Source organism: Leisingera aquimarina DSM 24565 (genome assembly GCF_000473165.1).
In the GTDB taxonomy this organism is placed as follows: Bacteria; Pseudomonadota; Alphaproteobacteria; order Rhodobacterales; family Rhodobacteraceae; genus Leisingera; species Leisingera aquimarina.
In genome coordinates, this window is the sequence record NZ_KI421504.1 from 3,173,260 (window position 1) to 3,193,867 (window position 20,608).

16 protein-coding genes are annotated in these 20,608 nt (G+C 62.8%); 8 read left to right on the top strand and 8 right to left on the bottom strand.

Annotated elements, in window-relative coordinates; all coding sequences use genetic code 11:
* Window positions 1–126: 126 nt before the first annotated feature.
* The 7 genes from AQUI_RS32555 (at window position 127) to AQUI_RS0119835 (ending at window position 6,249) form a co-directional block, all read left to right on the top strand.
* The gene (locus AQUI_RS32555; RefSeq protein WP_084294465.1) at window positions 127–342 is read left to right on the top strand and encodes a Com family DNA-binding transcriptional regulator; all 216 of its coding nucleotides are present in this window, start codon (window positions 127–129) and stop codon (window positions 340–342) included.
* Entirely contained in the window at window positions 287–631 is a 345-nt protein-coding gene (locus AQUI_RS0119810; protein ID WP_156916880.1) for a hypothetical protein, read from the top strand. Before AQUI_RS32555 ends, AQUI_RS0119810 begins: the two co-directional genes overlap by 56 nt.
* A gap of 272 nt (window positions 632–903) precedes the next feature.
* Window positions 904–2,043 (top strand): acyl-CoA dehydrogenase family protein, encoded by a 1,140-nt coding sequence (locus AQUI_RS0119815; RefSeq protein ID WP_027259059.1) that lies wholly within the window; start codon window positions 904–906, stop codon window positions 2,041–2,043.
* Window positions 2,044–2,094: 51 nt separating this feature from the next.
* On the top strand, window positions 2,095–3,141 hold the full coding sequence (locus AQUI_RS0119820) for an enoyl-CoA hydratase/isomerase family protein (RefSeq protein ID WP_027259060.1): 1,047 nt from the start codon (window positions 2,095–2,097) through the stop codon (window positions 3,139–3,141).
* The gene (gene mmsB, locus AQUI_RS0119825) at window positions 3,138–4,013 is read left to right on the top strand and encodes a 3-hydroxyisobutyrate dehydrogenase (RefSeq protein ID WP_027259061.1); all 876 of its coding nucleotides are present in this window, start codon (window positions 3,138–3,140) and stop codon (window positions 4,011–4,013) included. Before AQUI_RS0119820 ends, mmsB begins: the two co-directional genes overlap by 4 nt.
* A gap of 212 nt (window positions 4,014–4,225) precedes the next feature.
* Window positions 4,226–5,797, top strand: coding sequence for a Hint domain-containing protein (locus AQUI_RS0119830; protein ID WP_027259062.1), 1,572 nt, complete (start codon window positions 4,226–4,228; stop codon window positions 5,795–5,797).
* Window positions 5,798–5,895: 98 nt separating this feature from the next.
* Window positions 5,896–6,249, top strand: coding sequence for a hypothetical protein (locus AQUI_RS0119835; RefSeq protein ID WP_027259063.1), 354 nt, complete (start codon window positions 5,896–5,898; stop codon window positions 6,247–6,249).
* 16 nt (window positions 6,250–6,265) lie between these two features.
* On the opposite strand, the gene AQUI_RS0119840 is transcribed toward AQUI_RS0119835, so the two are convergent.
* On the bottom strand, window positions 6,266–7,036 hold the full coding sequence (locus tag AQUI_RS0119840; protein WP_027259064.1) for a helix-turn-helix domain-containing protein: 771 nt from the start codon (window positions 7,034–7,036) through the stop codon (window positions 6,266–6,268).
* Window positions 7,037–7,157: 121 nt separating this feature from the next.
* Here AQUI_RS0119840 and AQUI_RS0119845 point away from each other — a divergent pair, with 121 nt between their 5' ends.
* Window positions 7,158–7,592: a hypothetical protein gene (locus tag AQUI_RS0119845; RefSeq protein WP_027259065.1), complete on the top strand. Its 435-nt coding sequence runs from the start codon at window positions 7,158–7,160 to the stop codon at window positions 7,590–7,592.
* 118 nt (window positions 7,593–7,710) lie between these two features.
* Here AQUI_RS0119845 and uvrA read toward each other — a convergent pair whose 3' ends face one another.
* From uvrA to AQUI_RS0119885, 7 genes are all read right to left on the bottom strand, one after another.
* Window positions 7,711–10,569 (bottom strand): excinuclease ABC subunit UvrA, encoded by a 2,859-nt coding sequence (gene uvrA / locus AQUI_RS0119850; protein WP_027259066.1) that lies wholly within the window; start codon window positions 10,567–10,569, stop codon window positions 7,711–7,713.
* Window positions 10,570–10,806: 237 nt separating this feature from the next.
* Window positions 10,807–11,976: an MFS transporter gene (locus AQUI_RS0119855; protein WP_035920104.1), complete on the bottom strand. Its 1,170-nt coding sequence runs from the start codon at window positions 11,974–11,976 to the stop codon at window positions 10,807–10,809.
* A gap of 133 nt (window positions 11,977–12,109) precedes the next feature.
* The gene (gene lpdA / locus AQUI_RS0119860; RefSeq protein WP_027259068.1) at window positions 12,110–13,504 is read right to left on the bottom strand and encodes a dihydrolipoyl dehydrogenase; all 1,395 of its coding nucleotides are present in this window, start codon (window positions 13,502–13,504) and stop codon (window positions 12,110–12,112) included.
* A gap of 265 nt (window positions 13,505–13,769) precedes the next feature.
* Entirely contained in the window at window positions 13,770–14,348 is a 579-nt protein-coding gene (locus tag AQUI_RS0119870) for a DUF924 family protein (RefSeq protein WP_027259069.1), read from the bottom strand.
* A 138-nt stretch (window positions 14,349–14,486) separates the two neighbouring features.
* On the bottom strand, window positions 14,487–15,761 hold the full coding sequence (locus AQUI_RS0119875) for an MFS transporter (protein ID WP_027259070.1): 1,275 nt from the start codon (window positions 15,759–15,761) through the stop codon (window positions 14,487–14,489).
* Between the two features lie 166 nt (window positions 15,762–15,927).
* Window positions 15,928–17,013 (bottom strand): tRNA preQ1(34) S-adenosylmethionine ribosyltransferase-isomerase QueA, encoded by a 1,086-nt coding sequence (gene queA, locus AQUI_RS0119880; protein WP_027259071.1) that lies wholly within the window; start codon window positions 17,011–17,013, stop codon window positions 15,928–15,930.
* Window positions 17,014–17,074: 61 nt separating this feature from the next.
* A complete protein-coding gene (locus AQUI_RS0119885) occupies window positions 17,075–20,584 on the bottom strand; it encodes a YhdP family protein (protein WP_027259072.1) in 3,510 nt (1,169 codons plus the stop codon).
* Window positions 20,585–20,608 lie beyond the last annotated feature (24 nt).

Here is a 20,608-nt window from a genome sequence, read left to right on the forward strand (position 1 = left end):
GGCCGGGGGATCTACCATCAGCCCCAAAACTCGGGGCCAAAGCTCTCACACCGGACCCCGCCGACCACACAACACTCTTGGCCGGTCCATGTCCTCAATGACCCGGTCTCTTTGGAGTGATTCCACTTGAAGCTGCAAGACCAGCGTTGCGGGGAATGCCGCAGATTGTTATTCAAAATTGAGCCGGGCGCCCTCAGTGGCACGCTCGCCATCAAGTGCCCAAGATGCAAGGCACACAATTCCCAGAGGCCGCTGAGCCCTTCACCAAAGCGCCAGGATACTTCCAATGAGCGCGATGGAAAGGCTCCAAACCATGGCCTCCGCTTTCAAGATCAAATCTGAGGCCGCCCCCGGCCTCACCATCGCCCAGACCATCGCCCTGACCGACGCCCTGACCTTCCAAGACAATCTCAGCACGGCCAGTGTCGGAGGGCTGTTTACCGATCCGCCCTATTCATCCGGCGGGTCAAATCGCTTGATCCTTCAACCGACCTGGAAGAAATACACCGGCAAGAGCGAAGCTGCACGCGCACTGCCAGACTTTGCCGGGGAAACCATGGACCAGCGCTCTAACCTGCGCTTTACCCTCACCTGGACGAGCGCGGCGCGGCGGGTGCTGGACTGTGCTTAGGTTCCCGCGCTCCGAAACCTTCAAAAACCCTGCACACCCTCTTTAAGGGGTATTAAAAACTCTCTGCCGCCCTGCGTTTTTTTACGGTTTGGGCGGCAGATTTCCGGATATTGCAACGGGAAGTGTCCCGCACTGCAACGCGAAGTGTCCCGCTACACCGCTACAGCAATCCTGCACGGCGGCTTTGCATTTGCGCAGCTTGCCTCAGCCCCGCCCGCTCGTTATTAAATAAACAACTGTTCAATTCATCTGAGCGACGGGAGGAGCTGCTTATGGATTTCGCGCTGACTGAGGAACAGCAGGCCATTTTCGACATGGCCCAAGCATTCGGCCAGGAAAACATCGCGCCGCATTCCCGCCAGTGGGAAAAAGACGGCACCATCCCCAAATCTCTGTGGCCGCGGCTGGCAGAACTGGGGTTCGGCGGGCTTTACGTGTCCGAGGAATACGGCGGCTCCGGTCTTTCCCGCCTGGATGCAACCCTGGTGTTCGAAGCACTGGCGATGGCCGACCCCGCCATTGGTTCGTTCCTGTCGATCCACAACATGTGCGGCGGCATGATCGATAAGTTCGGGTCAGAAGAGACTAAGCAGAAATGGCTGCCCGCGCTTTGCACGATGGAGAAGATCTTCTCCTACTGCCTGACCGAACCCGGTTCCGGTTCCGACGCTGCGGCCCTCAAAACCCGCGCTGAGCGCAGCAATGAAGGCTATGTGCTGAACGGCACCAAGGCGTTCATCTCCGGCGGCTCCTACTCCGACGCCTATGTTGTGATGTGCCGCACCGGCGAAGACGGCCCCAAGGGGATCTCCACCATGGTGGTCGAGGACGGCAATTCAGGTCTGTCGTTCGGCGCGCCGGAGGATAAGATGGGCTGGAAAGCGCAGCCCACATCGCAGGTGCAGTTCGACGATTGCGCGATCCCCGCGGACAATCTGATCGGCGTGGAAGGCAAAGGCTTCTCCTATGCTATGGCAGGTCTTGACGGCGGCCGCCTGAACATCTCGGCGGGTGCCCTGGGCGGCGCCCAGACGGCGCTGGACCAGACCGTGCAATACATGTCGGAGCGCAAGGCGTTCGGCAAACCGATCAACCAGTTCCAGGCGCTGCAATTCCGGCTGGCGGAGTATGAAACCCGCCTGCAGGCCGCCCGCACCTTCCTGCGCCAGGCGGCATGGAAGCTGGACACCGGCGCCCATGACGCCAGCAAGTTCTGCGCCATGGCCAAGCTGATGGTCACCGACACGGCCTTTGACGTTGCCAACGGGTGTTTGCAACTGCACGGCGGTTACGGTTACCTGGCCGATTACGGTGTTGAGAAGATCGTCCGCGACCTGCGCGTCCACCAGATCCTGGAAGGCACCAACGAAATCATGCGCCTGATCGTCGCGCGCCAGCTGATTGCAGAGTAATCTGCGATCAGCACAATGGCCTTGGCGTACACCTATGACGGAGCAACCGGAATGAGCGACATTCATATCCGCAAGACCGGCCAGGCCGGCCGCATCACCTTCACCCGCCCCAAGGCGCTGAACGCGATGAGCTACGAGATGTGCATGGCGATCGACGCCGCCATGCGCGACTGGGCCACGGATGCCAGCGTTAAGCTGGTGGTGATCGACGCCGAGGGCGACAAGGCGTTTTGCGCCGGCGGCGACATTGCCGAGCTGTATGACACCGGCACCAAGGGCGATTACAGCTATGGCCGCACCTTCTGGCGCGATGAATACCGGCTGAACGCGCTGATCTTTGAATACAAGAAGCCGGTGATCAGCTTCATGCAGGGTTTCACCATGGGCGGCGGTGTCGGTATCGGCTGCCACGGCACCCACCGGGTGGTCGGCGAGACCAGCCAAATCGCCATGCCGGAGGTCAGCATCGGCCTGGTACCGGATGTTGGCGGTTCCCTGATGCTGGCACTGGCGCCGGACCACCTGGGCGAATACCTTGGCATGACCGCTGCGCGGATGGGCGCGGATGATGCGATCCTCGCAGGTTTTGCCGACTATTTCATCCCGCAGGATGGTTGGCCCGCCCTGATTGCAGCGCTGGAGGAAAGCGGCAGTGCCAAGCTGGTGGAGGACGCCGCTGAACCCGCCCCGGAAGGCAAGCTGCGCGCGCTCCGCGAACACACGGCCAAACACTTCGCCAAGGACACGCTGGAAGACATCTTGACCAGCCTCCAGGCGGAAGACAGCGATTTTACCGCCGCCGCGCTGAAATCCTTAAACCGCAATTCTCCACTGTCGATGGCTTGCACGCTGGAAATGCTGCACCGCCTGCGCGCTGATGGCCCCGCTATCCGCCGGGCCCTGGATCTGGAATACCGTTATACCTTCCGCGCCATGGACAAGAGCGACTTTCTGGAAGGCATCCGGGCCCAAATCATTGACAAGGACCGCAATCCGCAATGGCAATATGCGGGCCAGCCGGTGCCGGCACAGGCGGTTGAGGACATGCTGGCGCCGCTGGGCGCCGATGCGCTGACATTTGAGGAGGAAAACTCATGAAGATCGGATTTATCGGACTTGGCAACATGGGCGGGCCGATGGCCGCCAACCTGGCCAAGGCAGGCCACGAGGTCACCGGTTTTGATATGGCCGATGTCAGTATCGAAGGCGTGACCATGGCCGCCACCGGCCCCGAGGCCGCGGCAGGCGCCGATGCGGTCATCACCATGCTGCCCAACGGCGCCATCCTGCGCCTTGTCGCCGCTGAAATCATCCCGGCCATGGCCAAGGGCGCGGCCTTTATCGACTGTTCCACCGTCGACGTGGACTCGGCCCGCGCGGTGGCCGAACAGGCCCAAGCCGCGGGTCTGCTCTCCGTTGACGCCCCGGTCTCCGGCGGCATCGGCGGCGCCGCGGGCGGCACGCTCACCTTTATGGCCGGCGGTTCGGCAGACGCCTTTGCCGCCGCAGAGCCGCTGTTCGGCATCATGGGCCAGAAGGCCGTGCATTGCGGCGAGGCCGGTGCCGGCCAGGCCGCCAAGATCTGCAACAACATGATCCTCGGCGTCACCATGATCGCCACCTGCGAAGCCTTTGCGCTGGCCGACAAGCTGGGCCTCGACCGGCAAAAGATGTTCGACGTGGTCTCCACCTCCTCCGGCTACAGCTGGACCATGAACGCCTATTGCCCGGCGCCCGGCGTCGGCCCGCAGTCGCCTGCCGACAACAGCTACCAGCCCGGTTTTGCGGCTGAACTGATGCTCAAGGACCTTGGCCTCAGCCAGCAGGCCGCGGCCAGCGCCGATGCCGACACGCCAATGGGCGAACTGGCAATGGCGCTTTACAAGAAGTTCGTCGAGGACGAGGGCGGCAAGGGCATGGACTTCTCTGCCATGCTGCCGCGGTTTGAGAAACGCAGCCGCGACGGCTGACAGCGCGCGGCCTCAAGCCCGGTTCATCGAAAACACTTGTTTCAGGCGGCCCGTCACAGGCCGCCTTTTTCATCTGCTTTCTCCGAGAATACCCGTGAAATTCGAATAAACTCCCGAATTCCGGCACTGGTCTGCCACAGTTCCGTCCAAGTTGAGCAGCATTCCGGTAAGCGATCGTTAACCCTCGCGCACCCGGAGGCTTGCTGCCCGATATGGCCACGGCAACGGAACTGAACATCAATTCTTCCGCGACCGCCACCCAGATGGCGGAGGAAATCTTTGGCGACGGCGTTACCGTCAACAGCGCCAGCTACAGCGGCGACAACCTGTCGTCAGGCATTTACACCGGCGCCGATACCACCTCTCCGGGGGTAGCGCCTGCGGACTCCGGTGTAATCCTGTCGACCGGCTATGCCCGCGACTTCACCAATAGCAGCGGCACCACCAACACAAACGTCCGCGGCAACACCAGCACCAATACCACCGGCGCCAACAATGATGCGGATTTCAACGCCCTGGCCGGTGCCGCCACCCGCGATGCCTCCTTCTTGGAAATCGACTTCACTCCGGATGGCGACCTGCTGACCATCGACTTCGTGCTGTCCTCCGAGGAATACCCCGAGTTCGCCAACTCGCAATATAATGACGTGGTCGGTGTCTGGGTTAACGGGGTCGAGGCTCAGGTCTCCATCGGCGACGGCACGGCCTCGATCGGCAATATCAACGATGGCACCGAAAACGTCTATATCGACAACACCGGCGACCAGTTCAACACCGAAATGGACGGGTTCACCATCACCCTGACCTTTGTCGCCCCGGTGAACCCTGGCGTGGTCAACACCCTTAAAATCGGCGTCGCAGATACAGTGGACAGCAGCTATGACACCAACCTGCTGATTGCCGGCGGCTCGGTGCAAACCGCCGTGGTTGCGCAGGACGACCAGGAAGACATCGCCATCAATAAAACCCGGGTGATTGATGTTCTGGATAATGACAGCACCACCGGCGGCACGCTGACCATCACCCATATCAACGATCAGGCGGTGTCCGCCGGCGACACCGTCATCCTGACCACCGGGCAGGAAATCACACTGAATGCCGATGGCACCCTGACCGTGGTCACCGACGGCGACCTGGAAACCGTCTATTTCAACTACACCGCCGACAACGGCCTCGGCAACTCGGACACGGGCCTGGTTGAGATCAACCAGACGGTTCCTTGCTTCCTGCGCGGCACTCTGATCCGGGTGCCCGGCGGCGAAATCCCGGTTGAGGATCTGCGCCCCGGCATGGAGGTTCTGACCTACGACAACGGCCCGCAGGTACTGCAATGGGCGGGCAGCCGCCGCATTGCCTGCGCGCCCGGGACCGCTCCGATCCGGTTTGCCAGGGGCAGCTGCGGCAACACCCGCGATCTCTATGTGTCACCGCAGCACCGGATGCTGGTTTCCGGAAGCCGCGCCGAGCTGCTGTTCGGTGAGGATGAGGTTCTGGTCAAGGCCAAGGACCTGGTGAACGACAGCACCATCCGCCCGGCGCTGGAGATGCAAGAAGCGCAGTATTTTCACTTGCTGTTCGGCCGCCACCAGATTCTCTGGGCCGACGGCGCCCTCAGCGAAAGCTACCAGCCCGGCCCTCAAACAGCAGCAGGATTTGACGCCGGCACCCTGGCGGAAATCCGCGAATTGTTCCCGGAACTCTGCGCTGAATCCGGCCGCGGATACGGAAATGCGGCGCGGCTGGCCCTGCGCAGCCATGAAGCGCGGGTTCTTGCCGCCGCGTAACCGGCTGCAGGCGGGCCGCCGCCGCCGGCTTTACAGCCCTCTTGGATTTTGCGACTGGCCCGGTATGTCAAAGGCGACCAAGAAAGGACCCGCCGTAAATGGTACGCCGTTATTTTGTTTCCATCATTGTTCTCGCCGCCACTTTTGCAGTGGCTATTCCGCTTGCTGCAGGCAATGGCATGGGGCATGGCAAGTCAAACGAGGCAGGCTTGCACTGCCCGGCGGGCCTGGCCAAGACCTCCTCGCATTGCGTGCCGCCAGGCCATGCCAAGAAGTTCTACCGCCGCGGCGACCATATTCTGGATGAGTACATCTGGATCGGAAATCCCGGCCAATGGGCACCGGACCCTTTTGGCAGCTATGTTCAGGCCGGCGGCTATGTCTACCAAGTGAACCGCGAGACCCAGAAAGTGCTGCGCTTGATCGGCGCGGAGGCCAACCTGGCGAACTAACCGGTCGCGCTGCCTGCTAGTGACCGCCCATCGGGGCCATCGCCTCCCGCGTGGCCTCATCGGCCGGAAACAGCATTTCGATCCGCAGCTCCGCCATCGCCAGATCCCCAGTGCCGCCGAACTGGGTAATGGTGGAAAAGAACGACAGCACCTGCCCGCCCATCCGGTAGCGGGCCGGGATCACAGCGGGCAGTTCCCCCTCCGGTGCGCTGCCCGAGGCCGCCACCGACCGCTGCAGCCGCTCCACCGCTTGTTCCAGCACCGGATCTTCGCCAAAATGGGCCAGCTCGGTTCTAAGCCGGGCCAGGCTCAGCCGTTCGACATCCTGCAGGTTCTCCAGCACCGCCCGCAGGCTGTTGTTCTCCAGCAGAGCCTCAATCAGGCTGCAGCCCGGGCTGATCCCAACCCCTTCAAGCATCAAACCCGCGGGCCGGTTCAGGCGCAAAAGCCGCCAATGCCGATCGATCATCAGTGCCGGATAAGGCTCATGCGCTGCCATCATCTGTTCAGCGGCCTGCTTCAGCGGCGCCAGTTCCGCATCGTTCAGATGCCGCCGGGCAAAGGCAGGCGCCAGACCAGCAGCCGCCAGCAGCTGATTGCGCGCACCGCCAGGCACCTGCAGCTCATCGCTTAAGCGCAGCACCATGCCGCGGCTGGGCCGCGACCTTCCGCTCTCCAGAAAGGACAGATGCCGCGCCGACACCCCGGCCTCCAGCGCCAGTTCCATCTGGCTCATCCGCCGCAGACCGCGCCATTTTTTCAGAACCGTGCCAAAACCTTCCGCCATCCGCCGCCTCCGTTTTCCGCAGCATAGACGGACCCGCACCGGATTCCACTTACCTCTAAGGTAATTGTTTTGCTTCAGCGTCCCGCCGCATCCTGAGGCTGATACATTACAGGAGCCGCCAATGACCCACGCCGCAGCACTCCGCATGCTCAAGACTGTCTCAATCCTAGCCGCCGCCTTCGGCCTTGCCATGGTGCTGGCGCTGGCTACCCCGCTGGGCACGGCACTCGGCCTGTTCATCGATCTCGCCTTCCTGCCGGTGGACGGCGCCCAAGCGCTTACTCCCGGCTCGGCCGCCCTGATGACTGCAATCAGCGGCGGGCTGATGTGCGGCTTCTGCGTGCTGATCTATCTGGTCACAGAGCATATCTACAGCAGCAACCCCGCCCTGGGCCGCCGTCTGCTGATCCCGCCCCTGCTGGCCTGGTACATCCCCGACAGCCTCGGCTCCCTCGCCGCCGGCGCCTGGTTCAACGTGGTGATGAACACGCCCTTCCTGCTGCTGTTCCTTGTGCCGCTGATGCTGGCCCGCCCCGCCGCCGCGCAGACTGCATGAAAAAAAAGGGCGAAACCGCCCCCTTTCATCTTTCCAGAAATACTCCGGGGTGAATTGGCCGAAGGCCAAGAGGGGCAGCGCCCCTCATCCTTCCCCGGCGGGGCAGCGCCCCTCTCACTTATTCCGCGGCCACCTTCCGGGCCGCCAGAATGTCCTTCAGATACCGCCCGGTGTGGCTGCGCGGCTCATCGGCCACGGCCTCGGGCGTGCCCGCTGCAACAATCTCGCCACCGCCATCACCGCCTTCCGGCCCAATGTCGATGATCCAGTCGGCGGTTTTGATCACATCCAGATTATGCTCAATCACCACCACAGAATTGCCTTGCTCCACCAGCTCGTGCAGCACTTCCAGCAGCTTTTTCACATCCTCGAAATGCAGCCCCGTGGTCGGCTCGTCCAGAATATAAAGCGTCCGTCCGGTGGAGCGTTTCGACAGTTCCTTGGACAGTTTCACCCGCTGTGCCTCGCCGCCCGACAGCGTGGTCGCCTGCTGGCCTACCTTGATATAGCCAAGACCCACCCGCATCAGCGCATCCATCTTGTCGCGGATCGCAGGCACCGCCTGGAAAAACTCCTGCGCGTCCTCCACCGTCATGTCCAGCACATCGGCGATGCTCTTGCCCTTGAATTTGATCTCCAGCGTCTCGCGGTTATAGCGCGCGCCCTTGCAGGTCTCGCAGGTCACATAGACGTCAGGCAAAAAGTGCATCTCGATCTTGATGACGCCATCGCCCTGGCACGCTTCGCAGCGGCCGCCCTTGACGTTGAAGGAAAACCGCCCCGGCTTATACCCCCGCGTCTTGGCCTCCGGCAGACCGGCAAACCAGTCGCGGATCGGAGTGAAGGCCCCGGTATAGGTCGCCGGGTTCGAGCGCGGCGTGCGCCCGATCGGGCGCTGGTCGATGTCGATCACCTTGTCCAGATGCTCCAGCCCCTTGATGCTCTCGCAGGGCGCCGGGGTCTGGCGCGCGCCGTTCAGGCGCATCGAGGCGGTCTTGAACAGCGTCTCAATCGTCAGCGTCGACTTGCCGCCGCCGGACACGCCGGTCACGCAGACAAACTTGCCCAGCGGAAACTCTGCCGTGACCTCTTTCAGGTTGTTGCCGGTGGCCTTCACCACCTTGATCTTCTTCTTGTTGCCCTTGCGCCGTTTGGCTGGCACCGCGATTTCGCGTGTGCCCGACAAATACTGGCCGGTGATCGAATTCACGTCCGACGCAACCGCCCCGGGGGTGCCGTGGCTTACAACTTCACCGCCATGCACCCCGGCGCCGGGGCCGATGTCAAAGACGTAGTCCGCCTGCCGGATCATGTCCTCGTCATGCTCCACCACAATCACCGTGTTGCCCTGGTCGCGCAGGTTCTTCAGGGTGCCGATCAGCCGGTCATTGTCGCGCTGGTGCAAACCAATCGACGGCTCGTCCAGCACATACAGAACCCCGGTCAGGCCAGAGCCGATCTGCGAGGCCAGCCGGATCCGCTGGCTTTCGCCACCAGACAGCGTGCCGGAATTGCGGCTCAGCGACAGATATTCCAGCCCCACGTTGTTCAGGAATCCCAGCCGCTCGCGGATCTCTTTGACGATGGCGCGGGCGATCTCCTGCTTCTGCTGGGTCAGATGGTTCGGCACGTCCTCGATCCAGGCCAGCGCCTCGCGGATCGACAGCTGCACCACCTGGCCCGCATGAACACCGGCAATCTTCACGGCCAGCGCCTCGTCCCGCAGCCGGTAGCCCTGGCAGTGGTGGCAGTGGCGGTTGTTCTGGTAGCGTTCGAACTCCTCGCGGATCCAATTGGAATCGGTCTCGCGGTAACGCCGCTCCATGTTGGGGATCACCCCCTCAAAAGTGCGCTCCACCTGATAAACGCGCCCGCCCTCGTCATAGCGGAACATGATCTCTTCTTCACCGGAGCCGTACAGGAACACCTGCTGCACATGGGCAGGCAAGTCCTTCCAGACAGTGTTCTTGTTGAACTCGTAATGCTTGGCGATGGCCTCGATGGTCTGCAGGAAATAGGGCGACTTGCCCTTGCGCCAGGGCGCGAGCGCCCCGTCATAGACCTTCAGGGACTGGTCCGGCACTACCAGCCGCTCGTCAAAGAACAGCTCCACCCCCAGCCCATCGCATTCCGGGCAGGCCCCGAACGGCGCGTTGAAGGAAAACAGCCGCGGCTCAATCTCCGGAATGGTGAAACCGCTGACCGGACAGGCGAAATTCTCGGAAAAGGTAATCCGTTCCGGATCGCCCTCCCGCGGCGCGGTTTCCAGAATGGCAATGCCATCGGCCAGATCCAGCGCGGTACGCAAACTGTCTGCCAGCCGGGTTTCCATGCCTTCGCGGACCACCAGACGGTCCACCACCACGTCGATGTCATGGCGGAACTTCTTGTCCAGCGCCGGCGGCTCGTCCAGTTCATAGAACTCTCCGTCCACCTTCACCCGCTGGAAGCCCTGCTTGCGCAGTTCCAGGAATTCCTTTTTGTACTCGCCCTTGCGGTCGCGGACGATCGGCGCCAGCAGATAGCCTCGGGTGCCCTCCTCCATCTCCATGATCCGGTCGACCATGTCCTGAACTTGCTGCGCTTCAATCGGCTTGCCGGTCGCGGGGGAATAGGGCGTGCCGGCACGTGCAAACAGAAGCCGCATATAGTCATAGATCTCGGTCACCGTGCCAACAGTGGAGCGCGGGTTCTTCGATGTCGTCTTCTGCTCAATCGAGATTGCCGGGGACAGACCGCTTATGTGATCCACATCCGGCTTTTCCATCATGTCGAGGAACTGCCGCGCATAGGCGCTCAAGCTTTCCACATAGCGGCGCTGGCCCTCGGCATAGATGGTGTCGAACGCGAGGCTGGACTTGCCCGACCCTGAAAGGCCGGTGATCACCACCAGCTCATCACGCGGAATATCCACGTCGATGCTCTTCAGATTATGTTCGCGCGCGCCGCGCACTTCGATGGATTTCAGCTCAGCCATAATGCCCCCGTGCCCGCGCCTGCCAAACCAGCGGCAAACGCCCGCCATACAGATAGGGAATGCACTGGGAAACGCCAAGCCCAAAAAGAGAACATTGCACGAACAGGTTGAAACTTGCTGACAGCCGCTGGCAGCAGCCGGAAAACACACGTTTTCTGGCGCGCCGCGCGCCTTGCGCGGCGCTTGGCCCAACGGGAACGGCCCTTTTCCAGGGCCAGTGACGGGCGGGAGCCTCCCTCAGCCTGGCCCGCGCCGCCGTGCGGCCAGCAGCTTGTGCACCGCCGCACCGCACAGAAACAGCGCCAACAGCACGGCCATCATGCCGCCAAACCCGCCCAGCGACAGGGAAAGCACCATCAGCGGCGTGCCAACGGTGTTGCCCAGATTGCCCATCTGCGCCATCGCACCGCTGGCCTGCGACCGGTCTGCCGCACTGCCGTTCAACTGCGGCACCGCAGCGAATGAGCCGCCCTGCACCAGCCCCATAGCCCCCGCCATGGCGATACACGCGGCCGGCGCACCAGGCATCATCCACAGCCATAGCGCAGCGGCGGCACAGGCCAGGAACCCCAGCTGCGCCAGCCGCACCCCCGGCAGGAACCGCAGCAAATACACCCCTAACGTCATCGACACAGCAATACTGGCCAGCGGCATTGCCCCCAGCACGAAGGCCCGCGTGTCCGCGGCGATATAGGGCGGTATCACCGTCAGCACCGCCACAAAGCAGCAGGTGTAAAACAGCCAGCCCGCAGCCGGCGCCGATATCCAGGGGGAGCGGTAGACGGGCAGATGCAACCCCGGCAATTCCGCCAGCCGCGGCAGCAGCATCCGCTTTGGCACCGGCACTTCGCGCAAGGCAAAGCCCAGCAGCAGCGCCAGCACCGCCATCACCGCTGCATGGGCGCCGAACAGCGCCAGCAGCCCCCAGGCATCCGCCAGCGGCAGGCCGAACCAGGCCAGCAGGGTAAAGGCGACGGCAAAAAACGTGCTCCACAGGGTCATGGCCAGCCCCCGCCCCCGGTCGGAGCTTAACTGTGCAATCAGCACCGGCCCGGCCACCACGACACCTAAGTGCGACAACCCTTCAACAACACGGGACGCCAGAAACACCCCGAACGGCAGATGCAGCGCCTGCAGGGCCGACATCGCCGCCCCGGCCCACAGCGCCCAGACCAGTGTCCGCCGGTAGCCAAAGGCGGCCACATACAGCCCCGCCACCGCGCCCAGCAGTATACCCAGTGTGCCAACCAGCGAGACGGAAAAGCTGAGCGCATTGCCTGCCTGCGGGTACAGTTCGCCCATCCGGCCGAAGATCACCGAAATCTTACCGTATTGCGCCGCCGCCCCCAGGCCAGCCGCCCAGACCGCCAGGATCAACCCCCAGCGGGAGCTTCCGGATGCCGACATGGCCGCTGCCCCTGTTGTTTCTCTTATTCCGCATCTGGTTACCCCGGACAATACCCATAGACCAGAGCCCAGCCGCCAAAGAAAAAGGCGGCCCGTCACAGGCCGCCCTTTCAAACTCCGCTGCATGCGAAGCTTACATGTGGATCACCCGGTCATAGGCATCCAGAACGCTCTCATGCATCATCTCTGACAGCGTCGGATGCGGGAAGACGGTGTTCATCAGGTCTTCTTCGGTGGTTTCCAGCTGACGGCCCACCACATAACCCTGGATCAGCTCGGTCACTTCCGCGCCGACCATATGGGCGCCCAGCAGCTCGCCGGTCTTGGCGTCAAAGACGGTTTTCACCATGCCCTCGGCCTCTCCCAGTGCAATCGCCTTGCCATTGCCGATGAAGGGGAAGCGGCCGACCTTGATGTCATAGCCCAGTTCCTTGGCCTTCGCTTCGGTATAGCCGACAGAGGCAACCTGCGGCTGGCAATAGGTGCAGCCGGCAATGCTCTCGGGCTTCACGGCGTGCGCATGCTTGCCAGCAATCAGCTCTGCCACCATCACGCCCTCGTGCGACGCCTTATGCGCCAGCCAAGGCGCGCCGGCGATGTCGCCAATGGCATAGAGCCCGTCAACGCCGGTGCGGCAGAACTCGTCCGTTACCACATGGGTGCGGTCGACCTTGACGCCCAGCTCTTCCAGCCCCAAGCCTTCGACGTTGCCAACGATGCCCACGGCGGAAATCACAGTATCGAAGTCCTGTTTCTCAACCTTGCCGCCAACCTCGATATGGGCCGTCACTTTCCCTTTACCGCGGTCCAGCTGCTTGACCATGGCTTTCTCCATGATTTTCATTCCCTGTTTGACAAAGGCTTTCTTGGCAAAGGCGGAAATCTCCGCGTCTTCCACCGGCAGCACCCGGTCCATCACCTCAACCACGGTCGTATCGGCGCCCAGGGTGTTGTAGAAGCTGGCAAATTCGATGCCGATCGCGCCCGATCCGATGACCAGCAGCTTCTTCGGCATCCGCACCGGGTCCAGCGCGTGCTTATAGGTCCAGACCAGATCGCCGTCGGCCTCCAGCCCCGGCAGCTCACGCGCCCGCGCGCCGGTGGCCAGCACGATGTTCTTCGCCGCCAGCTCCTCGGTGCCCTTATCGGTCTTGACCGACACCTTGCCCTTGGCCGGTATGGACGCCTCGCCCATGACAACGGCAATCTTGTTCTTCTTCATCAGATGGCCAATGCCGGAGGACAGCTGTTTCGCCACCCCGCGCGAACGTTTCACCACCGCGTCCAGATCATAGCTGATGTTCTCTGCCTTCAGGCCGAAATCCTTGGCCCGCTCCATCAGGTGGAACACCTCGGAGGAGCGCAGCAGAGCCTTGGTCGGGATACAGCCCCAATTGAGGCAGATACCGCCCATGTGCTCGCGCTCGACAATGCAGGTTTTCAGACCCAGCTGTGCGGCACGGATGGCCGCGACATAGCCCCCCGGCCCGGCGCCGATTACGATCACGTCATAAGATTGTGCGGCCATGGTGCTCCCTCGCCCTCGAACAGGTTCCAAAACTAGTTTACCGTTAAACTATTTTTTTCTGCGCTGCAATCATCCTCTGCTGCGTCATAGCGGCCATGCAAGAAACAGCGCACTGCCGCCTGAACAGGCTATGCCGCAGGTAATCATCCTGCCAGCACATTCTTGCATTCACCGGCAAAAGACAGCGGCCGTCCCCGCCAATAGAAAACGCCGCGCCCCTTTCAGGGCGCGGCGTTTTCTATTGGTTCAGATCCAGGGGGCAGGGTCAGCCGGCAGCTTGCACCTGCCGCACGGTCTCGCCGTAGCCGCCCGCCATCACGTAATCCAGCTCCGGCGCGGTGCTGGCGCGGTGCAGCGCCTCGTTGCGGTAGGGGAAGCGGCCGAACTGGCGGATCACCTCACGGTGGGCCCGGGCATGCAGCAGGTTGCTGGTGCCCGTCTTCGGCATCCGCTCCAGCATCAGCCGGATGCAGCGTTCCTGGTCGCACAGGTTCTCGGAATGCATCAGCGGCAAGTAGAAGAACTGGCGCGCTGGTTCGTCAATCTTCTTGTCCCATTTCTTGTTGATCGCCACCTTGGCCGCCGACAGCGCCGCCCGGTCAGAGGCGAACGCTTTGCCTTCACCGCGGAACATGTTGCGGGGGAACTGGTCCATCAGGAGGATGTAGGCCAGCGTGCCGCTGGGGTAGGTCAGCCAGAAAGAAAACCTGCCCTCGCAGGCCTCCTCCCAGGTCTTTTGAAACTTCGTTCGGATCTCCTGATCCAGCGCGTCATCCTGCAGATACCATCCCTTTTCTCCAACCTTATCGAGCCAGAATGCTAGTATCTCTTCGGGACCAGTCATCGGTCGTAACTCCAAGTTTTTCCTGACCCTAACTTCAGGCCATTTTACATTACCTTTACAAGTAACCTTGGGTCACAAATTGCGACAGGCAAGCCCTCTGTGTGAAATAATCCTCACAATTCCGGCTGGTTAGCGCAATCAATTTTCCTCGGCGGCGGTTTCCTGCTCTTCCAGCTCGGTTTCGATGGCGTATTCCTGGGCGAACTCGACCGCTACAGGTGTAGAACTCGGATACATCGGTGCAAAGCTCCCGGTCTCATCAACCGGCGTCGCGGCACGCTGCGTCATGCGGTACGCCGCATAGGCAGCCATGACAAACATCAGCGCCGCAATCAGGGCAAAGAAGCCTGCAGGGCCGAACACAGCGTCGCTCATCAGCCAGCCGGTGATCATCGGGCCGGCAATCGCACCCAGCCCGTTGATGAACACCAGCCCGCCCGATGCCGCCGCCATGTCCTCATGCTCCAGATAATCATTGGTATAGGCGATCAGCAGCGAATACAGCGGGTTCGACAGACCGCCGATGATAAAGGCCGCCCCCAGCAGCATCTTGAAGTCGGTGCCGTAGATAAAGCCGATCACCGCCCCGCAACCGCCCACTGCGGCAACGATCATGATCAGCAACCGCCGGTCCATCCGGTCCGAGACCCAGCCCAGAGGATACTGCAGGATGGTGGCGCCGATATAGAAGGTTGCGATAAACAGCGACAGGTTGCCCAGGCTCAGCCCCGCAGCGGCGCCGTAGACCGCGCTCATCCCGAACTGCGCGGAAAACACGCCGCCCAGAATGAACATGCCGACACAGCCCAGCGGCGATATCCGCATGATCTCGCGCAGGGTCATGGGTTTGGTGGTATCAAACGCCGGGGTCGGAGAGATCGACAGCAGAATGGGCGCAAAGGAGATCGAAACCAGGATCGAGGCGATGATGAACGCCTCGTAACCGGCTGGATCGCCGACCTGAATCAGCCCCTGCGCAGCGATGATACCGACCATCTGCACGATCATGTACAGCGACAGCGCCTTGCCCCGGTTGGAGTTGTCGGCAGAGTTGTTCAACCAGCTTTCAGCAGTCACGTACACGCCGGAAAAGCAGAATCCGATGATCACCCGGCCCAGGCCCCAGGCAACCGTGCTGGGCAGGATCGGGTAAAGGATCATCACCGCCGAGATGAACGAGGCCAGCGCCGCAAACACCCGCACATGGCCGACCCGGCGGATCATCTCCGGCGCCAGCCGCGAGCCGCCCAGGAAGCCGACAAAATAGGCCGCCATCACGATCGACATTTCAAAGGTGGAAAACCCTTCCAGCTCGCCGCGCACGCCCAGCATGGTGCCCTGCAGGCCGTTACCGACCATCAGCAGCATCATACCCAAGAGCAGCGCCCATGCGCTCGACAGCACCTGCAGCATTTCTTGCCTCCTTTGAAAGCAAAGCAGCCCTCCACAAGGGACGGGCTGCCATCACATTTGAATGTTATGTCCGGGCGATCAAGGCCCGCTTGGCCGGTATCGCTGATTCAGATTTCAATTTCATGACCCCGCTTGCACGCTCGTTGGCCATGGTTGCGGAGCTTGTCTATGAAACTGCGCCGCTATTCTGAGGTATATCCGCCTTCGCCGGGATCAAAAGCGACGCGTCGCCATATGAAAAGAACCGGTAGCGCTTCCCCACAGCATGTTCATAGATCCGGCGGATCTCTTCCTGCCCCATCAGCGCTGACACCAGCATCAGCAGGGTGGATTTCGGCAGGTGGAAATTGGTCATCAGCGCATCCGCCACCTGAAAGGCAAAGCCCGGATAAATAAAGATATCCGTATCGCCTTCCCAAGCGTGGATCTGCCCGTCCCTCGCGGCGCTTTCGATCAGCCGCAGCGCGGTGGTGCCAACCGGGATCACCCGCTTTCCTGCGGCCTTGGCGGCGGCGATCTCTGCCGCTGCCTGTTCACTGACCCTGCCCCATTCCGCATGCATCCGGTGGGTGGTCACATCCTCGACCTTGACCGGCAGGAAGGTGCCCGCGCCCACATGCAGCGTGACATAGGAAATCTCCACCCCGCGCGCCTTAAGCGCTGCCAGCAGCGGTGCATCGAAATGCAAGGAAGCGGTCGGTGCGGCGACCGCGCCGGTATTGCGGGCCCAGACGGTCTGGTAATCGGTTTTGTCCTGCTCATCCGCGGCGCGTTTGGCGGCAATATAGGGCGGCAGCGGCATCGCGCCGGCCTCGGCCAGCGCTGCGTCGAAATCCGTGCCGCTCAGATTGAAACGAAGATGCCCCTGACCTTCGTAAATACCTTCCAGCGTTGCGCTCAGATCGTCGGAGAAAACAATCGCCTCACCCGGCTTGATCTTCTTCAGCGGTTTCAGCAGTGCGGCCCAGGTGCCATCGGCGCGCGGCTCCAGCAGGGTCGCCTCAATCTTGGCGGCCACGGCCCCTTGCGCGCTGTTGCGGTGGCGCAGCCCGCTCAGACGTGCCGGGATCACCTTGGTATCGTTCAGCACCAGGAGGTCGCCGGGCTGCAGCCAGTTGACCAGATCCGTCACCCGGCCGTCATGCAGACCGCCCTCCGCAGCCACCAGCAGCCGCGCCGCACTGCGCGGATTGGCAGGCCGGGTGGCAATCAGATCGTCGGGCAGGTCGAAGTCGAAATCACTCAGTTTCATGTCGCGCGCTATAGGCTGTGCTGCAGGGGAAATCTACGGTGTTTTTCGCCGTTTGTCAGGGTCACTTGTCGGCGCCCCGCGGTGTCCGGTACTGTCTGCGCTCTTCTTGCGCGGCTTCTTCTTCCGCCGTGAAGGCGCGCTGCTGGCCTGGCACCTTTGGCGCCGGCCCGCGGAAAATTTCCCGCAAGAAGCCCGGCGCCAGCCCTGCCAGCGGGTTGACCGAGACCGCAGGATCATCCGCCGTGCCGCGCAAGGTGAAGGTAAAACCAATCAGCCCCTCGCCGTCGCGCGGTGCCAGAATCCTGCCTATGGCGTTGACCAGGTATATCGGTGAAATCACTCCGCGCATGTTCAGGCGGCTGTTGTTCAGATCATAATTGCCGTCCAGCGACAGCCCCATCGACGGGCCGACCGCGCTGCTTTGATGCAGGATCAGATGCGAGGCGCCCAGCCGGAACCGCCCCTCCATACTGGTGAACAGGATGCCCTGGCCGGTCATCTCATCCAGCAGCCCGATCAGGCTGATCGCATTCAGGATCGCTGCCATCGACGGCGCATTCTGCACCCGGATATTACGCACATTGACCTTGCCGTCATATTCGCCCGGCTTGTCCGCCGGGATCAGCGTCATGTCAAAACGGCCGCCGCGGCCGTGTTCGAAGATGCCTGCCGAGCGGAACACCCCGCCCGCGTCATTGGCCCGGATCCGCGCCGCCGTGCCGCCGTTCTGCGGCACCACGGTGCCCGCCACCGGGGTTTGGCCGTTCAGACGGGCGGTAAACTCGCCATTCATGCCGCCTTGGTTGGAAAACCGGCCCTGGAAGTTCTGCAGCCCGATACTGTCGGTCACCTGCAGGTTTTGCAGCCGCAGGGTTATCGGGCTCGACCCGCTGCCGCCGCTGCTGCTGCCGCTGGCTGAGGTCGCCGAAAACGGCGAGCGGTTCAGATCCAGCCGGCCGCCGGTCACCTCGATGGCAGGCGGCGCTGCACCGCGTCCCCGGAACGTCACAGAGCCGCGGAACCAGTCCCCCGCCCGCGCGGATGAAAACACCGCCTGATCCAGCCCGCCGCCCTTGCGCGTTGTCACCTGGCCGGTGGCGGCCAGTCCCGGCGCCTGCAACTGCAACTGTTCTACCGTGGCGGTCTTACCCAGCAGCGCCGAGACCGACAGCTCCCCCTTTGCCGCCTCGCCTTTGCGCCAGCTGATTTCCGGGATTCGCAGGCCTAGCCCCGCCAAATCCGATTGCAACTCAAGACGCGGCGGCGCGTCCGGCGCCAGATCCACTGAATACTGCCCCTGGCCCTTGCCAAAGACGGTCCCGCGCGGCAGGCCAAGGTTAAAGGCCTCCACCGCCTGCGCCGACAGTTCGATGGTCCCTTCCACCCGGCTGTCCGGCGGCGCCCCCTTGCCGATCCGCTGCTGCCAGGAGGCCGTCACCGGCACCCCCGACAGGCTGCCTTTGCCACTGATCCGGACCTGGCTCTGATCGCCGGTCACCTCCAGCACCGGTGCAGCCGCCACATGGCCGGGAACAAGCTTGCCACTCTCCACTGCACGGATCCTGCCCTGGTAGTGATAGAGGATTTCCTCAACCGGCACCTGTTTTTGCAGCGGCAGCGCCAGCGTGCCCTCCGCCTCCACCAGCCCCTCGGCAAGATCCACCGGCAGGCCGGCCTTGTCCATCACCTGCAACGGCTCCCGGTTCAGCAGCGACAGCGCCGCCGTGGCGGATCCCCGCGCCATGATCCGCGCAATGCCGGGGGTGCCGTCCTTGGCCGACACATCCGGAATGATGAAAGACGTGCCTGCAACCTCCACTTCACCGCCCTGCTCAGCCGTCACCGCGCCGCCAGAGGCCGTCACGACAAAGCGCTGGCCGTACAGGCTGAGCTGCCCGGAGGCGTCTTGCACCGGCGGCATGAATTTCTGAAACACCACCTCAGCGCCGTCAAACGCCAGATCCAGGCTGACAAAAGGTTTGCCGCTGCCACGCCCGCGCATGTGGAAACCGACCTTGCGCACCTGCCCGTCCATCAGGTTTTCCCGAACCCAAAGACGCGGATTCGGCGCCAGTGGCTCCGGCCACAGTTCCTTGACCCGCTGGACAGAAACCTGATCGACGCTGCCGTTCAGATCGTAATCCCAGCCCTCAGGTCCGGCGCCGATGTCACCGTCGAAATGAATACGGCTGTCCCCATCGCGCACCAGCATCTCGCCCAGGCGCAGCCGGAACGGCGCAAGGCTCAGATCAAAATCCGCATCAACGCCGGGAAATTTGACGGGCGTTTCGAACAGACGGCGCGGGTTCAACTCCAGATCGGAAAACCGCAGCTGGCCGACCAGCCCGGTCAGCTGTCCGTTTTGCACGCCGGCCAGGCTCGCCTGCCCCTGCATCACCCCGGATCCCCAGCCGCTTTGCACGCTGAGTTCGGAAAACTTCAGCACCTGTTGCGCCGGGTAATAGGTGAAATAGCTGCGTGCGCCGGTTATCGGCACCGGCCGGGTCTGGGCGGCCGGCTGGATCACACCTTCGCCGATGCGCAGGCTGGCCTGCACCGGAGCAATCCCGCCGTCGTTGAACACCTCGCCGCGCAAGGAACCGGAAATCGGCGCCCGCAGCACCCCCAGCCAGCCAAGCGCCGGGCTTTGCAGGGCGATATCCTCGCTGGAGATGTCCGACACCAGAACCCCGAATTCCGCGCCGGGGCTGCCGATCTCAGAGGTATAGCTGGCCTCGACCGCGCCCACATCGCCGCGCCCGCTCAGGACCGAAAACACGGCGGACAGGGACACTGTGCTGCCGTCACGCTTCAGACCGATCCGGCCGCCGTCCAAGGTCCAGGCGCGGCCCAGCCGGTCGTCCGTATAGGACAGCGTCAGCGCGCTGGTCTCCATGCCGGCAAGGGCGGCCAGCACCGGCTTTTGCAGCTGGCTGTCCCATTGTTCGATCAGCTCAGCCAGATTGCCCGCCTGCCGCGACGGCAGACCTCCATTGGCAAAGCTGATCGCAAAAGAGCCGTCCTTGTTGCGCCGCAGGGCTGCAAACAAACCGCTCAGCGAAATCCGCTTGGGCTGCAGCTTGCCGCGCAGCAGCGGCCGCATCGCCAGGCTGGCCTGGGCATCGGCCAGCTGCGCAAACAGCGTGCCATCCGGATGCCGCAGCACCACATCCTTCAGGCTGACCCGCGGCCGCAGCCCCTCGTTGACGACCACATGGATGGCGCCGAATTCGATCTGAAGCCCGTTCAGATGCCGCTCGATCCGGGCCTCCACCCGGCTCCGCACCCAGTCCGGCGCATCCAACCGGGTGCCGATCCCGAAATAGATGGCCCCCGCCCCAAGGAAGCTCAGCAACGTCAGCATCCAGATGCAACCGCGCAGCAGCCGCCAGCGCCAGCGGCGCCGCACAGGAGTTTGCACCGCGCTCTGATCCGCATCTGCGCCCGCCTCCTGACGGCCCGCGGGAACGGCTTCCGTGCCCGCCGCGGGGCCGGGCAAGGGCACCGCCTCGGCGGCGGCGCCGTTATTCTCGCCGGCAGGTTTGATCTCAGCTTTCCCTTTGCTGCTCATGGGTTATGTTTGCCGCGCAATGAT

Coding starts and splice junctions, on each gene's coding strand:
- AQUI_RS0119810 (WP_156916880.1), top strand. CDS start 287: ATGAGCGCGATGGAAAGGCTCCAAACCATGGCCTCCGCTTTCAAGATC.
- AQUI_RS0119815 (WP_027259059.1), top strand. CDS start 904: ATGGATTTCGCGCTGACTGAGGAACAGCAGGCCATTTTCGACATGGCC.
- AQUI_RS0119820 (WP_027259060.1), top strand. CDS start 2,095: ATGAGCGACATTCATATCCGCAAGACCGGCCAGGCCGGCCGCATCACC.
- mmsB (WP_027259061.1), top strand. CDS start 3,138: ATGAAGATCGGATTTATCGGACTTGGCAACATGGGCGGGCCGATGGCC.
- AQUI_RS0119830 (WP_027259062.1), top strand. CDS start 4,226: ATGGCCACGGCAACGGAACTGAACATCAATTCTTCCGCGACCGCCACC.
- AQUI_RS0119835 (WP_027259063.1), top strand. CDS start 5,896: ATGGTACGCCGTTATTTTGTTTCCATCATTGTTCTCGCCGCCACTTTT.
- AQUI_RS0119840 (WP_027259064.1), bottom strand. CDS start 7,036: ATGGCGGAAGGTTTTGGCACGGTTCTGAAAAAATGGCGCGGTCTGCGG.
- AQUI_RS0119845 (WP_027259065.1), top strand. CDS start 7,158: ATGACCCACGCCGCAGCACTCCGCATGCTCAAGACTGTCTCAATCCTA.
- uvrA (WP_027259066.1), bottom strand. CDS start 10,569: ATGGCTGAGCTGAAATCCATCGAAGTGCGCGGCGCGCGCGAACATAAT.
- AQUI_RS0119855 (WP_035920104.1), bottom strand. CDS start 11,976: ATGTCGGCATCCGGAAGCTCCCGCTGGGGGTTGATCCTGGCGGTCTGG.
- lpdA (WP_027259068.1), bottom strand. CDS start 13,504: ATGGCCGCACAATCTTATGACGTGATCGTAATCGGCGCCGGGCCGGGG.
- AQUI_RS0119870 (WP_027259069.1), bottom strand. CDS start 14,348: ATGACTGGTCCCGAAGAGATACTAGCATTCTGGCTCGATAAGGTTGGA.
- AQUI_RS0119875 (WP_027259070.1), bottom strand. CDS start 15,761: ATGCTGCAGGTGCTGTCGAGCGCATGGGCGCTGCTCTTGGGTATGATG.
- queA (WP_027259071.1), bottom strand. CDS start 17,013: ATGAAACTGAGTGATTTCGACTTCGACCTGCCCGACGATCTGATTGCC.
- AQUI_RS0119885 (WP_027259072.1), bottom strand. CDS start 20,584: ATGAGCAGCAAAGGGAAAGCTGAGATCAAACCTGCCGGCGAGAATAAC.